Below are 15274 nucleotides of genomic sequence, written 5' to 3'. Positions count from 1 at the left end.
ATATGCCGGCTGCTGCTCCATCCGCTCCCAAGAATCCAGCGGAGAACTTCGGCTCACGATGAAAAGTCCGGACGAATATGTTCGTATCGCGAAATAACCTATATATATTGTATCATAGCCGCAGCCGGCCAGATATACATAATTTTCGGCCGGCATACATTAGTGTTTGCACATCATGTTATTTTATGATGCAATATGCGTTTTTTCGCAAAATATTTTCTTACGAAAGCGGGCTCTCTATTAAATCTTTAACGATTTCTTCAAGCTTCATACCTCTGGACGCTTTGAATAAAATCAAATCGCCTTTTAATGCGTTTTCCTTCACAGCTTGGAGGAGATCTTTTTTCTCAGTGTAATGGCTGACGCGGTCTTTCTCAAAGTGTTTCAGGGCGCCTTCCGCGATAAAAGCTCCCAGTTTTCCGTACGTAAAGACGCGGTCAATTTTATCAGGGCTGATCACAGCGCCGCACTCTTTATGGAACGTTTCTTCAAGATCGCCGAGTTCAAGCATATCACCGAGCACGAGCATTTTTTTGCCGTAGCCTTCGAGGCTTTCTGTCAATTGAATTGCAGCTTTCATGGAAGTCGGGCTCGCATTATAAGCGTCATTGATTATCGAAAGGCCGCTGTCTGTTTTGATGAGTTCAAGTCTCATCCCGGTTACCTTTAGGCCGCTCAGTCCTTTTGCCGCACCCTCAGGCGTGATGCCAAAATAAGCTCCTGCAGCAATCGCTGCCATGGCGTTCATCACATTGTGCTTGCCGAGTATTGGAATAAAAAACGTGTTTTTTATCCCTTTGATTGTAAAATGGGTTCCTTCCTCACTCTGGCTGACATCCTGAAGCTGATAATCATTATGCGCTCCCGTACCGTACGTTTTCGTCTGGCAGCTGTATGCATTTTGAAGAAGCGGTTCGTCCCCGATATAAATCAGCACTCCGTCTTCTTTAAGCCCGTTAATGATTTCAAGCTTCGCCTCCGCGATGCCCTCTCTAGAGCCAAGGTCTTGCATATGCGATTCGCCGATATTCGTAATCACTGCCGCATCCGGGTTTGCCAGTCGGCTCAAGAGGTCAATTTCTCCTTTGGCGCTCATTCCCATCTCCAATACGGCGATCTCCGTATTTTCAGGCATCGCTAAAACCGTCAGCGGCAAACCGATATGATTATTGAAGTTTCCTCCTGTTTTGTGAACACGGTACTTGGTCCCCAGTACGGCGTGAATCATATCTTTTGTTGTCGTTTTGCCATTGCTTCCGGTTACTCCGATGACACGTGTGCCAAGCTCCTGCAAATAGGCTTTTGCAAGCTGCTGAAGTGCGGTAAGGGTATCGTCCACTAAAATGACGGCGTGATTCTCGGGCGGATTTGGTTCTGACCGATCCCAAAGAACAGCCGCTACACCAGCTTCAAAAGCCTGCTCCACAAAAGTGTGGCCGTCAAAACGTTCCCCTTTCAGCGGAATGAAGAGCTGATGTTGTTCCAGTTTTCTTGTATCGGTTGCCACTCCATGAATGACTGTTTGTTCATATTGCGGATTTGTTAGTGTGCCATTAACCATTTCGGCAATGTTTTTTACTGTTCGCTTAATCAAGTAAGGTCCCTCTCTTTCTTTTGTATATACGGGAAAAAACACTGCCCTTTTACCGGCAGTGTCCTTCTTCATTAGAATGTATGCTTAATCAATTGTTTTTCAGCGTGGCGTTCTTTTGCAAGCTCCACAAGCTGTTCAATCAGGTCAGCATATTCCACTCCGGCTTCTTTCCAGAGCAGCGGGAACATGCTGAAAGGTGTAAAGCCAGGCATTGTGTTGACTTCATTGATCAGAACTTCGCCGTCAGCTGTCAGGAAAAAGTCCGCTCTGACGAGTCCTGAACCGTCGATCGCTTTAAATGCTTTGATCGCCATATCACTGATTGTTGCGTATTCCTCATCAGTCACAATCGCCGGAATCATCAGATCAGTATCTCCATCCTCATATTTCGCTTTGTAATCGTAGAAATCCGTCTTCGGTGCGATTTCCCCCACAACAGAGCATTTAGGATCGTCATTTCCAAGAACGCCGATTTCGATCTCGCGGCCGTTAATGCCTTCTTCGACGACGACTTTGCGGTCATATTGGAAAGCAAGCTCAAACGCTTTTTGCAGTTCTTCACGGTTTCGGCATTTGCTGATTCCGACACTTGAGCCGAGGTTAGCCGGCTTTACGAAGCAAGGGTAGCCTAATTCCTGTTCAACCTGCTCGCAGCTTTCTTTCGGAGAACGAGTCCAGTCTTTCTTAAGGAAAGCTGCGTATTTAGCCTGAGCAAGGCCAGCCTGCGCAAATAAATGTTTCATGACAACTTTATCCATGCCAGCTGAGGAAGCAAGCACTCCGTTGCCGACATAAGGAATGTTCAACAGCTCGAGCATTCCCTGAATCGTACCGTCTTCTCCGTTCGGTCCGTGGAGGAGCGGGAATACGACGTCGATGGCTTCATTTTGCTGTGACGCTTCCTGCGGAAACATCTCCTGGTTCAAGGCAGCTGGAGAAAAAGCACTGCCTCCTTGCTCAAATTGAAGCATTTTCACATTTGAAACAGGCTCAGTTAAACGGGCGCCTCTTACCCATTCGCCTTTTTCTGTTATATAAATCGGATGTATATCAAACTTCTCAGTATTTAGCGCTTTGATTACAGCCAGAGCCGTCTGCAGGGAAACATTATGTTCTGCCGACTTTCCTCCGTACACTAATCCTAGACTTGTTTTCAATGGATACTCCCCCCACTACAATTCATCTTTACTATCTTATCATTTTCACCGGAAAATGATCTAATTATTTTTGGGCATGCTGATGTTGAATGCATTTGTATGTAATTCCTTTTTATTTTATATTAAAATGGCATTGAAAAGGAGATGTGACATATGAAAAAAATCACAACAAACGAACAATTTAATGAACTGATTCAATCCGATAAAGAAATCATTGTAAAGTTTTATGCTGATTGGTGCCCAGACTGCACACGCATGAATATGTTCATCGGCGATATTTTGGAAGAATACAATCAAAACGATTGGTATGAGCTGAATAAGGACGAGCTTCCTGACCTGGCTGAAAAATACCAAGTAATGGGCATTCCCAGCCTGCTTATTTTCAAGAACGGTGAAAAAACAGCTCACCTTCACAGCGCCAATGCCAAAACGCTTGAAGAAGTGACTGAATTTTTATCTGAACATATAAGCTAATTCGTTAAACAGCCTTATTTTATGTCGTCAGGCTCTACATGAACATGAACATGAGTGACATCGTGTTCATGTTTTATTTTGTCTTCTACTTCATCCGCCACTCCATGGCCTTCTTCTACTGTAAGCTTCGGATCAACCGCAATGACCATCTCGATATGAACTGTACTGCCTAAATACCTCGCTTTCACATCCTTTAGGCGATGCACATTTTCGATCCTGCCGACGGTCTGTTTGTAAGGCTCAAGATCTTTTAAATGGAAGCCGTCTGTTAAGGAATGTGAAGCGTCTTTAAAGATATCCCACGCTGTTTTGCAAATGATGATGCCGATGATAAAAGCCGTTACCGGATCAATCCACGGCAGCTTCAGCTGGGACGAAAAAACACCGATAAACGCGCCGGCGCTTACAAAAGCGTCTGACCTGCTGTCCTTTGCCGCTGCCATCAGGGCAGAGCTTTTAATGGATGCTGCCAGCCTTTTGTTATATAAATAGATGCCATACATAAACACAGCACTGCCTAACGCCGTCCATGCCGCGATAAGATTTGGCGTTTCCGTTGTGCCGCCCGCAATCGCTTTTCCTCCGCCGATTAACACTTCAATGCCGACTGCCATCATAATAAAAGACGCAACAAGAGACGAAATTGTTTCAGCCCGATAATGGCCGTATGGATGATCGCTGTCAGCCGGTCTTTGAGAAATCCGCAATCCTATCAGCACTGCTACTGACGCAACAATATCTGTTCCATTATTTAACCCGTCTGCTCTCAGCGCTTCAGAATGATATAGAATCCCGATGACTAGCTTTACAACAGCAAGAATGACATATGCAAAAATATTGAGGAGCGCCCCTTTTTCTCCCTTTTTCAGATTTTCTGTCCGCTCCATTGAATACCAGCCTCCATTCTATTACATAGTATGGTTCAAAACATGAAAAATAGCAGGGTGCGTTCAATGAAGCGGAATATTTCGACAGCAAATTATTGCCCGGGAAACTTTTTGTCGATTTGTTGAATGTTTGTAAATTGGAGAAAGAATAGGACTCTTTTCATCTTTACAGGCTATTGCGGACATTGTATACTGAAGTTAATTGATAATGATTATCAATATCGTTTGATTGGAGGTTGGTGACACAATGACACCTCAGTCTGCAGAAATCAGAAAAAAACAGCTCATTCATCTGTTAATACAGAATGGTATATACAAAAAGTCAAAGCGTCATCTGTATGAATTGTCGCTGACGGAGTTAGAAAGTGAATACAAACATGTCAGGAGGGCGCCGGAGCATGCCGAAGCGTAAAGTGAAAACTTACCAACAGCTGATCCAGGAAAACAAAGAGGCGATTATGGGCAATCCAAAGCTGATGAACGTTATTTATGACAGAATTGACCGCAAGCATCAAAAAAATCTGCAAGAGCAAAACAATACATAAAAAGAGCCGGTAAGGCTCTTTTTTTTATGACTCAAACGCTTCAGCTGCCAGCTTGTGTATCACGGCGTCATCCATCGGCGGGTTGTGAAGACCGGCGCGCACATCACGGTAATAGCGCTGAAGCGGGTTGGTTCGTCCCAGGCTTTTGGCCCCGACAATTCTCATCGCTTTATCAACAACAGACAGCGCAGCGTTTGTGACGATATGTTTCGCCGCACCGAGCTCGCTGGTCAAGTGTGGACGCCGCTCCGGATCGTCATACAATTGAGCGATATGGAAAAGAAAGTGTCTGGCATTGAGCAGTTCAAGCTCCATTTCGCCTGTTCTTTGCTGTACGGCCGGGACATTCTTGATCGGTCCATTCAAGCTGTTTGGAGAATACTCAGATGCAAATTGCACTGCATAGTCACGAGCAGCTTGAGCCACACCAAGATAAATCGCAGGAATGTGAAGCAGCCAGCCATTCGGCTTAGCTCCACGAGGCCCTTGAAGCAGTTCCACCAGCTTATTCTCATCAAGCATTACTTCGTTCAGTACAAGGTCATGGCTCCCAGTCGCCCGCATCGCCATCATATCCCACGTCTCTTCAATCGACAAGCCGGGATCATCTTTATGAATGAGAAACACGCCTGTTGTTTGTTTGTCTTCAATCCATGCGGTTACTAAAAAATAATCCAGAGCTTGTGACATCGTCGTAAAGGTTTTTCTCCCGTTCACTGCCCATTTGCCATCCTTTTTGACGGCGTGTGTACCCGGACGCCCTCCTCTTGTCGGGCTTCCGGTTTTCGCTTCAGTCGCCGCCCTGTTAATGACGGCTCCGTTTTGGACTTCCTTGGCAACAAATGCAAATACGTCTTCATCCCAGCTGTTGCCTTCTCCAAGCTCCCCGATCACGCTCAAATGCCAGCCGATGCTAAGAGCCGTCGAAGCATCTCCCCGTGCAAGCCGTTCTTGAAACAGGAGCATATCGTAAACAGAAATGCCCCCTCCGCCATGAGATGCCGGCAATGTTAATGCTGTATACCCAGCATCACGCAGTTTTTGTATTTTCTCTGCAGGAAAACGTCCCTGTTCGTCATCTTCAGCAGCTGTTTGCTGAAATTCATCCGCAATCCGTCCGATTTTCTCCATCCATTGCCGCTGTTGATCGTTTTGTATAAATAATGACATCCGGCAGCCCCCCAAGTTTTAATTCCGATAAATTTAATATGTATTATAGATTTCCTGCCATTTTTCCGCAACTGTTAATCTTTTTGTCCAGTATAGAAAAACACGCCGTTCCCAAAGGGAACAGCGCGATTACACAGGATTTGCATCCCGGTCTTGTTTCATGCCGAGATAAATCAGCATATATGTCAGGTAACCCATCGTCATCACCAGGCCGCCAAAGAAAAAGCTTGAGAAAATCGGCTCTTCAAAAGCGGTCACTGCGGCCAACACAATCCAGCTGGCATACAGATAGATGATAAAATAGCGGATGCCCGTCTTCATTTTATATATCATGTACAGTCCCACGAGAGAAAACAACCCAAGCGCGAGCCTGAAATAAACAAGATGTTCAAACTGAAACATGAATGACACAAATGAGAATCCAAGCAGCAATACGATCGGTAAAGCGGTAATAAAGTTCCTCAATCGAGACACCTCCGTCAGTACCTTTAGTATAAACCAAAATATCAAATGATATTGATTTACGTGAGCTTTTTCACAAAAATGTCATTCCTTGCCTTTAGACCCGAACATCCCGTTTACAGAAGCACCACCAGCCAACAACGATGAAGAATATGGCATGTATGATGAGAATTCCAATTGAAAACAATGGCGTCATGCCTGAAAACAACGCTGTCTCTCCGCTTCTGTATTGCGTAAAGTCAGTGTTCGCAAAAAGCAAAAAGCTGCCCCACTTGTTTTCAAACAACTTCATGAGCTGAACAAGTGTACTCGCTCCGTATAAAACGACAAAAGAAACAACAACTGCTACCGCGCTGTTGCGGAACAGCGAAGAACAAAGCAGCCCGAATAATCCCATCATTACAGCTTCAAGCCAGTTTGACCCGATCAGCGCCAAGGTGTTGACCAGCAATGTCTTTGATTCCGCAGTCACCGATGTGCCAAAAAACACGAGACCGAATAATAATGCCAGAATGTAGTATGCCAGATACAAATAGAAGCTGACCATCACGACTGTGATTAATTTTGACCAAAAGACCTTTTGGCGTTTAACCGGACGAATGAGCAAAAATTTGATCGTCTTTTTATCAAATTCCATCGAAACAATTGTTGCTGCAATTACGATCGTTAAAGCCTGCAGCAAAATGTTCAGGCTCGGTGTATACGATAAATAGCCGATGAAGTTTTCATCTGTTCCGGCACTGATGACAATCCGTTTAATGATCAATGCCATGAAGAATTGAAAGACAGCCATCAGGATAAGAGAAACCAAAGTGACCTTCCGATTAAAAAGTTTCATATGTTCATTCCAAATTAATTTAGACAAGCTCTTCTCCCTCCTCTTGATGAGCTGTTGTCGCTTTTATAAATTCGTCTTCCAGTGACTGCGTGTAAGGCGTAATGGAAAACACATTCAGATCTTGTCCGACAAGTGATCGGTTCAGCTCCGGTATGTTTTCTTTTGCCACCTCAACTACAATTGTCCCGTCTTGGCTCTCAGCTTGATATTGATTGCCTGTCAGCCAATTGAGCGCTTTTTCTTGCGGCTGCACTTCTATAATCGCTTTTTCTGTGGTTTGATCAGTTCCTTGTAAGCTGACTTCCGCTTTGATCTCACCTTTTTGAATGATGATGACACGGTCGCACAAGTCTTCAACCTCGCGCAATAAATGAGTGGCGAACAGGACAGCTGTTCCTTCCATTTCTGCGAGCTCTTTAATATGATCGCGAAAATCCTTCATCCCCGCAGGATCGAGGCCGTTTGTTGGTTCATCTAGAATAAGAAGCTTCGGCCGGTGAAGAATTGCCTGGGCGATTCCCAGACGCTGGCGCATCCCAAGGGAATAGGTTTTCACCTTATCATGAATCGCTGACGTCAGCCCGACACGTTCCACCACTTCATCAAGCCGTTCATCCGCTATTTTTTTGTGCATATTCGCAAAGTGCTTGAGGTTTTCCCAGCCTGTCAGGTACGGATAGAACTCAGGGTTCTCAACAATCGCTCCAACCGCTTCCATCGCTTTTTCAAACTCTGTATCATGCTGGAATCCGCTAATTGTCACGCTTCCGCTGTTTTGTTTCAGCAGCCCGACGATGATACGGATGAGTGTTGTTTTTCCGGAACCATTTGGACCGAGAAGGCCGATGATTTCACCCTCCATGACGTCCATGCTGATCTGTTTTAAAATCTGTTTAGACCCAATCTTTTTATCGAGGCCTTCAATATGTAAAATCGGCTCAGCCATAAAGCCTTCCTCCTTTTTCGACAAAAAATAAACAGTGCCTAACATTAGGCACTGTTTGTATTATAGCATTTGTTGCTTCCAAATGTTTGGTTAAACCGATGATGAGCGTTTACTCCGACTGTTTGTTCTTTTCAGTTTCTGTAATGATGACAGGCATTGTCACCTGTTGTGTTCACCACTGTGCGAAGCAATGCCAAGCTCCGATTCCGAGTCTTAATTCCATGCCTTGAACAGGCAGGCCGGCAGATCGAGGCACACTCATTATTCGATTTTAAACTACATTTTATCGCTATTCTCTCGGGGTCCTTTAGACCTATCTTCCTTGTTGGTGACATCCAGAATATCAAGGAGAAACACAAAGATCGGAATCCCGATAATTAAACCCCAAATGCCGAAGAAGTGTTCAGAGAAAATGAGTACTGTGAAGGTGAAAAAAATTGGCAGCTCTGTTTTCGCCGACATCAGCTTCGGATTTAAGAAATAGGTTTCGATCGCATGAATGGCGAATATGACAAGGACAATGTAGAGCACATACATTCCACCGCCAGTGCTGTAGGCGATAATGCTGAGCGGAATCAGGGAAATGACGACGCCTGCTACAGGGATCAATCCAAGGAAGAACACCATAATCGAAAGCCCAAACAGCTGCGGAAAATGCATAATCCAAAGCGCGATAAACGTCAGAATACAGTTGACGAGCGCAATGATAAATTGAGCCTCGAGCACCTTGCCGAACGTTCTTGCAAATTTGCTTCCGAAAAAAGCAATCTCCTCATAAAAGACCCTCAGTTTGCTCGTTTTAAATTTCGCCATGAATTCAGAAAGCCGTTTTTTCTCAAATAAGAAAAACATGCTGAGAATGAGCGCCATCACGACCTGCAAGCCGAATGTGCTGATATCGGCCAGATACGTATACACTACATTGAAGCCCTCTTTGACATATGAACTGATGTTAATATCCCCGAAGACACTGGTGATCTCATCAAAGAAAGGGATGCTGTCAGGATGATACGCAATATGTTTAATCTGCTTTACCAGCTGCTGGATCTGCGCCGCGACGACCGGATAAAACACAAAGCCCCCGACTGTGAGCAGCACAGCCAGCAACATGTAAAGAAACGTAATGACAACCCGCTGGCTCACGCGGAAGAACTGGCTTACAAACTGCCGCACGACAAGCTCCAAACGATCCATTAGAAATGTGAAAATGAAGGTAAGCAATATTAAGTTGATCATGCTCTTAAATAGATATAACACACCAGTTAACACGACAAAGATGGAGAAACGCCTTACTCCCGGGTGCTGAAAAAATTTAACTAAAGCGGCCATTTATACACTCCTGTTAGGACAAACGTCCTTCATTCAATATAGTATCCATTTGTAAATTATATAACAAAAAAATGCTGAGGTCTCTGTCCTTACCTTAATAATTCTTAAACAATTAAAAAAACGGCCCCATGGATGGGCCGTTCTTTTTTCAGACTGCTGTTTTCATTTTTTTCATGCCTTCAACAGCCTCTACGCTTTTTTCTTCATCAAATTCATTTTCGCTTTTAGCAACAATGATCGTGGCGATTCCGTTTCCGATCAGGTTCACAATGGCTCTTCCTTCACTCATGAAACGGTCAACCCCTAGCAGGAGTGCAAGACCCTCCAGCGGAATGACCTGCAGCGCTGACAGCGTTGAGGCAAGGACGATAAATCCGCTTCCCGTCACACCTGCCGCTCCCTTCGATGTCAGCATCAGAACGAGGATAATCGTAATTTGCTGGCCGATGCTGAGGTCTACTCCAAACACCTGTGCCAAAAAGACAGTCGCCATTGATAAATAAATGGATGTGCCGTCGAGGTTAAACGAATAGCCCGTCGGAATAACTAGCCCGACAACGGATTTGGAACAGCCGTAGCGCTCCATTTTATCCATCATACGCGGAAGCACCGATTCGGAAGAGCTTGTGCCAAGCACGATCAGAAGCTCATCCTTAATGAAGCGAAGGTAATTCCACAGGCTGAATCCGTAAAGCTTGCAGATGATATTTAAAGCAACAAATACGAACAGGAACATCGTAATATAAACAGACATCATTAAGCTTGCCAGCGGTTTGATGGAATCGAGCCCGAAGTGTCCGATTGTATACGCCATCGCCCCGAATGCCCCGATTGGCGCGGCACGCATAATGTAGCCGATAATTTTGAAAAAAACGTGAGAAACCTTGTCGAAGAAATCAATGACGCTTTTCCCTTTTTCGCCTAATGCCGCAAGACCCACTCCGAAAAGAATAGAAAAGAATAAGACCTGCAAAATGTCCCCTTTTGCGAAGGCATCAACCATATTGGATGGAACAATGTGTGTAACAAATTCAATCCAGTCGATTCCCTGACCGCCATTTTGCGTGTATTGTGATACATCTCCCTTTTCAAGCTTGCTGTAATCAAGACCCGCACCCGGCTTCATAATATTGACGACAAATAAACCGATAATGAGTGCGAGGGTGGTGACAACCTCGAAATAGATAAACGCTTTTCCCCCTACTTTTCCAACCTTCTTCATATCGCCCATTTTTGCAATCCCGAGAACGATTGTGAAGAAAATAATTGGTGCGATCACCATTTTAACAGCGTTGATAAATGTATCGCCAAGCGGTTTCATTTCTTTGCCGACATCCGGCCAGACCAGCCCGACAATGACCCCGATGATGACCGCGGTTATGACCTGAACTGTTAAATTTTTAAACAGTTTCATATCCTTCATCCCCCTGTCCTATTCGCCTTTTGTGTCTTTCTTACTAGAATGATAGCGTTTTCATAACGTCTGGGGAAGTTTATGATCATAACGGACATTTTGGTCTTTTTGGTCTCAGGTTTATCCTTTTAACACGTAGCGGTTGACCGGCCGGCCGACTCCGCCGTATTGAACGTCCAATTTGATGATCCCGGTTTTTTCTAAGTAATCAAGATATCGTCTGGCTGTCACTCTGGCGATGCCGAGCGCCTTGGCGACCTCTTCAGCAGAAAGGGATGCGGTTTGCTGTTTCAAAAAAGCAGTGACTTCATTCATCGTGAAGTGATTCAACCCTTTCGGCAGATCCTGTACGGCCTGCTGCGGAATATTCAGGATCGCATCGAGCTGTTCCTGGGACAGCGTATCATTCGCTTCGATTTTTTGTTTATATTGCTTGTACTTTTCGAGTGCCTGTCTCATTCGCTCAAGCTTAAACGGCTTTAAGATATAGTCAACCGCCCCGTTTTGCAGCATGAGTGAGATCGTTTCCTTGTCTTTTGCAGCGGAGACGACAATGACATCCACTTCAAGCTTTTGCTTTCTGATCTCCTGCAAGGTCTTGATGCCGTCTTTTTTCGGCATGTACACATCGAGAATGACGAGATCCGGCTGTTCTTCTTTAATCAGCTTCATGCCTTCCTCTCCGTTTCCTGCCGTTGCACAGACAGTAACGCCTTTAACAGTTGTAATAAAATCCTTATTGACCTCTTGAACCATCGGATCGTCTTCAATGAGCAGAACCTTCCATTCTTTACGAGCCATGCTGTGCTTCCTCCCCCTTCATTGGAAAAACGATAGAAAAAGATGTCCCCTGCCCCGCATGTGAATCAACTTCTATCGTGCCCGATCCTTTGTCTATGATTTGTTTCACTAGATACAAGCCATAGCCTGTGCCGCCAGTTTTATTGACCGTAAAACCTTTGTCGTAAAGGCGAGGCATATGTGCCGGATCAATTCCGCAGCCGTTATCTTCTATTAAAATAGCAAGGATATCATCTGTTTGTTCGATACTAATGTCAATTCGTTTGTCTTCAGATTGAACGGTTTCAAATGAGCCGAAGGCATTTTCAATCAGATTCCCCAAAAGCACCACAATATCATGCTGATCAACATGCTCGGGAAATTGCTGAAGACTGCTGTTTTCATCTATATGAACAGCAACGCCGAGCTCTCTTCCCCTTCTGATTTTACTTAATAGAAGGCCTGCCGCAGCGTCATTTTGAATCGAGCGGTGCAGAAATTCAGTCACATTTTCCTGCTCAGTTGACGCCTGGAATGCAAGCTGCAAGGCTTTTTCAGATTTCCCCAGCTGGATGAGACCGGCGATCGTGTGCAGCTTATTCATATGCTCATGGTTTTGGACACGGAGCGCCTCCACAAAGTTTCTGACACCAGTCAATTCCTCTGCCATCTTGGCCGCTTCCGTTCTGTCCTGAAAAATCGCGACGGCGCCGATCACTTTTTTCTTCATGACGATCGGAATTCTGCTGCTCATGATGACTTTTCCGCTAACACGAATTTCTTCATTATAAACCGCTTTGTTCCGCTCCACGATTTCGGGCAGGCGCGAATCCTTGAGAACCTCCCAAATCACCTTGCCGATCAGATCCCCCTGCACTTCAAAGATCTGTTTCGCTTTTTCATTGAAAATCGTAATGACGAGCCGATTGTCAATAGCGATCACCCCTTCATTCATCGAGTGAAACGTCGCTGTCCGTTCTTCATACATTCGGACAATCTCATGGGGTTCAAGCTGAAACATTTGTTTTTTGATATGGCGGGCCAGCAAAAAGGAACCAGCAAGGCCAAAGCCGAGTGTCAGCACAACGATGAATGCAATATCACGCTTTAAATGAAGCAGGATGTCAGCGATCCCCGGCAGCGTTTTTCCGACAAGCACCACGCCTATTTGGTTCAGGTCTTGATCCTTAACCGGATAAAAAGCGCGAACCGCCGTGCCGAGCTCGCCCTTTGCTTCAGAGAAATAAATGTGCTCCGCAAACGCTGCCTCCTCGTCTGCACCTTCTGATTTCTTGCCGATGCTTGTGCTGACAGGATGCGTATATCGGATGTGATTCATATCCATGACGACAATATAGTCTGCTTCATTAATCATCCTGATTTCTTCAACCGCATGGCGAACAGCTTCTGTTTGTTTTTTTCGCGCCAAGGCTTCTTTCACTTCTGTCATCTCTGACACCGTCCGGGCCGTATTCATCAGCCGCTTTTTCAGCTCCCGCTCCTCTGTATGCTGAATGTTGCCGATGAGCACAATGCCGCCGATCAAAAAGGAGAAAATGACGAGTATATAGGATAAGATTGTGATTTTCCAACGGATTGAGAGCTTCTTTTTGTTCATCAGCTTCTCCTTTCAGGTCTTTACGAATGTCATTGCCCCCATTATCCTTAACATAGGGGAGGGCTTTTCATGAAGAGTTTGCTTGCATGTCTCGCACTGATGATCGCTGGAATTGCAACCGCTTTATTTATTGGATTCCATGATCATACAGGCAATAAAAAGATTGTTTATGATGACGACCAGGAAGGCCTGAAGGATCAAATCGTGTTTAAATTCAGCCACGTGGTTGCTGAAAATACGCCAAAAGGGCTGGCCGCCAATAAATTCGCTGATCTGGTGAACGAAAAATCAGGCGGGAAAATAAAAATAGAAGTATTTCCGAATGGAAGCCTGTACTCGGACATCGAAGAAATTGAAGCATTGCAAAACGGTGATGTTCAATTTATCGCCCCCTCCACATCGAAGCTCGGCATGCTCTCGCCTGAATGGGGAGTGCTGGATCTGCCGTATGCATTTACAGATTACAACGCCGCCAAAAAAGGGCTGAACGGAAGCATCGGCACACAGCTGTTTGATTCTCTAAAGAAAAACCAATTAAGAGGACTGGCCTATTGGACGAACGGCTTTAAGCAAATCACAACAAATCAAGGGCCGGTCAAAACACCGGATGATTTAAAAGGGCAGGATCTGCGCATTATGCAAAGCGATGTGATTGAGGATCAGTTCAAGCTGCTTGGCGCAACACCTCATCAGGAATCCTTCAATTCTACCTTTCAGCTGTTAGAAAACAATGTAGTCGATGGCGAAGAAAATACAATTTCAAACATCTATTCTAAAAAATTTTATAATGTTCAGGACTATTTGACAATAAGCAGCCACGGTTACCTCGGCTACGCTGTCATGACTGATGAACACTTCTGGAAGGCGCAAACACCAGAAACAAGACGCATTTTGACTGAAGCGATGAAGGAGACGACGGAGTGGAATGAAACGTATGCCGAACAAATGAACAAGGAGCAGCTGGAAGAAATCAAAAAGAATTCTGCTATACATATTTATGAGCTGTCAGATAAAGAGAAACAAGAATGGATGAAGCGTCTTGACCCTGTTTACCGGCAGTATGAGCCCATCTTTGGCCGGGAGCTGATCCGGGAACTGTTGGAGCTGCGAAAAGATTCATAGTTCCCATCTCGATACGCTGTTTTTCGTTTATCTTTCTATCGATCGGAAATATAAAAAGAGATAATCGAAAAAGGAGATGGGTACATGTTTAAGCACACAAAAATGCTGCAGCATCCTGCTAAACCAGATCGTCCAGATCCATTATTCGCTAAAAAAATGCAAGAAATTTTAGGCGGGCAATTCGGAGAAATTTCAGTTGCCATGCAGTACTTATTTCAAGGCTGGAACACAAGAGGAAATGAAAAATACAAGGACTTGCTGATGGATACGGCAACTGAGGAGCTCGGGCATGTTGAAATGATCGCAACGATGATTGCCAGACTTCTTGAGGATGCCCCTCTTGATCAGCAGGAAAAAGCTGCTGAAGATCCGGTCATCGGCTCCATCCTGGGCGGCATGAACCCTCACCATGCGATTGTATCAGGACTTGGCGCCATGCCGGAAAGCAGTACAGGCGTACCTTGGAGCGGCGGTTATATCGTAGCAAGCGGAAACCTGCTGGCAGACTTCCGCGCCAACCTGAATGCGGAATCTCAGGGCCGTCTGCAGGTCGCACGCCTGTTTGAAATGACGGATGACAAAGGCGTCAAAGATATGCTCAGCTTCCTGCTGGCGCGTGACACAATGCACCAGAACCAATGGCTTGCCGCCATTAAAGAATTAGAAGCACAGGAAGGTCCGGTTGTGCCGGGTACATTCCCGAAAGCGCTCGAAAAACAAGAGTTCTCACATCAGCTTATCAATTTCTCTGAAGGCGAAGAAAGCGCCGAGCAAAACTGGCTGAATGAAAAAGCGCCGGACGGAGAAGCCTTTGAATATGTGAAAGAAGCAAAAACGTTTGGAGAAAAACCGGAGTTAAAACCAGCACCGCCTTTTGTTCATAATACACTTCCGGGACGCGAGTAAAGAGACAAGCCCAAAACATGATGTTTTGGGCT

The 15274-nt window shown here is 45.1% G+C and carries 16 protein-coding genes; 5 read left to right on the top strand and 11 right to left on the bottom strand.

All coding sequences use genetic code 11. The annotated features are described in order from the left end of the window. Positions 1–220 precede the first annotated feature (220 nt). Both bslm_RS02505 and bslm_RS02500 read right to left on the bottom strand, forming a co-directional pair. Positions 221–1594, bottom strand: a complete 1374-nt coding sequence (locus bslm_RS02505) for a UDP-N-acetylmuramoyl-tripeptide--D-alanyl-D-alanine ligase (protein WP_032722958.1) — start codon at positions 1592–1594, stop codon at positions 221–223. Positions 1595–1665: 71 nt separating this feature from the next. Then, on the bottom strand, positions 1666–2751 hold the full coding sequence (locus bslm_RS02500) for a D-alanine--D-alanine ligase (protein ID WP_014475870.1): 1086 nt from the start codon (positions 2749–2751) through the stop codon (positions 1666–1668). A 153-nt stretch (positions 2752–2904) separates the two neighbouring features. On the opposite strand from bslm_RS02500, the gene bslm_RS02495 reads away from it, so the two are divergent. Then, the gene (locus tag bslm_RS02495) at positions 2905–3225 is read left to right on the top strand and encodes a thioredoxin family protein (protein ID WP_032722927.1); all 321 of its coding nucleotides are present in this window, start codon (positions 2905–2907) and stop codon (positions 3223–3225) included. Between the two features lie 14 nt (positions 3226–3239). Here bslm_RS02495 and bslm_RS02490 read toward each other — a convergent pair whose 3' ends face one another. Next, positions 3240–4112 (bottom strand): cation diffusion facilitator family transporter, encoded by an 873-nt coding sequence (locus bslm_RS02490; RefSeq protein ID WP_032722926.1) that lies wholly within the window; start codon positions 4110–4112, stop codon positions 3240–3242. 247 nt (positions 4113–4359) lie between these two features. Here bslm_RS02490 and bslm_RS20340 point away from each other — a divergent pair, with 247 nt between their 5' ends. Next, positions 4360–4524, top strand: a complete 165-nt coding sequence (locus bslm_RS20340; RefSeq protein WP_003225157.1) for a Fur-regulated basic protein FbpA — start codon at positions 4360–4362, stop codon at positions 4522–4524. Beyond that, a complete protein-coding gene (gene fbpB, locus bslm_RS20335; RefSeq protein ID WP_010886410.1) occupies positions 4478–4657 on the top strand; it encodes a Fur-regulated basic protein FbpB in 180 nt (59 codons plus the stop codon). Before bslm_RS20340 ends, fbpB begins: the two co-directional genes overlap by 47 nt. A gap of 24 nt (positions 4658–4681) precedes the next feature. On the opposite strand, the gene bslm_RS02485 is transcribed toward fbpB, so the two are convergent. From bslm_RS02485 to dctS, 8 genes are all read right to left on the bottom strand, one after another. After that, complete coding sequence (locus bslm_RS02485; protein ID WP_032722925.1) at positions 4682–5827, bottom strand: acyl-CoA dehydrogenase family protein; 1146 nt, start codon at positions 5825–5827, stop codon at positions 4682–4684. A 129-nt stretch (positions 5828–5956) separates the two neighbouring features. Continuing rightward, entirely contained in the window at positions 5957–6292 is a 336-nt protein-coding gene (locus bslm_RS02480; protein WP_003225151.1) for a hypothetical protein, read from the bottom strand. 94 nt (positions 6293–6386) lie between these two features. Continuing rightward, positions 6387–7154: an ABC transporter permease gene (locus bslm_RS02475; protein WP_015715273.1), complete on the bottom strand. Its 768-nt coding sequence runs from the start codon at positions 7152–7154 to the stop codon at positions 6387–6389. Further along, positions 7147–8073 carry an ABC transporter ATP-binding protein gene (locus bslm_RS02470; protein WP_003246573.1) on the bottom strand — a complete coding sequence of 309 codons (927 nt, stop codon included), beginning with the start codon at positions 8071–8073 and terminating at the stop codon, positions 7147–7149. The genes bslm_RS02475 and bslm_RS02470 overlap by 8 nt, the downstream gene beginning before the upstream one ends. 276 nt (positions 8074–8349) lie before the next feature. Next, positions 8350–9402: an AI-2E family transporter gene (locus bslm_RS02465; RefSeq protein WP_015252777.1), complete on the bottom strand. Its 1053-nt coding sequence runs from the start codon at positions 9400–9402 to the stop codon at positions 8350–8352. Positions 9403–9550: 148 nt separating this feature from the next. Beyond that, complete coding sequence (dctP, locus tag bslm_RS02460; protein ID WP_032722923.1) at positions 9551–10816, bottom strand: C4-dicarboxylate transporter DctP; 1266 nt, start codon at positions 10814–10816, stop codon at positions 9551–9553. 120 nt (positions 10817–10936) lie between these two features. Further along, entirely contained in the window at positions 10937–11617 is a 681-nt protein-coding gene (dctR, locus tag bslm_RS02455; RefSeq protein WP_003234347.1) for a two-component system response regulator DctR, read from the bottom strand. After that, complete coding sequence (dctS, locus tag bslm_RS02450) at positions 11607–13214, bottom strand: two-component system sensor histidine kinase DctS (RefSeq protein WP_032722922.1); 1608 nt, start codon at positions 13212–13214, stop codon at positions 11607–11609. The genes dctR and dctS overlap by 11 nt, the downstream gene beginning before the upstream one ends. 69 nt (positions 13215–13283) lie before the next feature. On the opposite strand from dctS, the gene dctB reads away from it, so the two are divergent. Together dctB and bslm_RS02440 are read left to right on the top strand one after the other, a co-directional pair. Continuing rightward, on the top strand, positions 13284–14336 hold the full coding sequence (gene dctB / locus bslm_RS02445) for a C4-dicarboxylate TRAP transporter substrate-binding protein DctB (protein ID WP_032722921.1): 1053 nt from the start codon (positions 13284–13286) through the stop codon (positions 14334–14336). Positions 14337–14420: 84 nt separating this feature from the next. After that, on the top strand, positions 14421–15242 hold the full coding sequence (locus tag bslm_RS02440; RefSeq protein ID WP_015715268.1) for a manganese catalase: 822 nt from the start codon (positions 14421–14423) through the stop codon (positions 15240–15242). The last annotated feature ends 32 nt before the right edge of the window (positions 15243–15274 follow it).

The organism is Bacillus sp. LM 4-2 (genome assembly GCF_000978495.1).
Classification (GTDB): Bacteria; Bacillota; Bacilli; order Bacillales; family Bacillaceae; genus Bacillus; species Bacillus subtilis.
The sequence above is the reverse complement of the archived record's forward strand: the minus strand, read 5'-3'. Positions and strand labels throughout refer to the sequence as shown.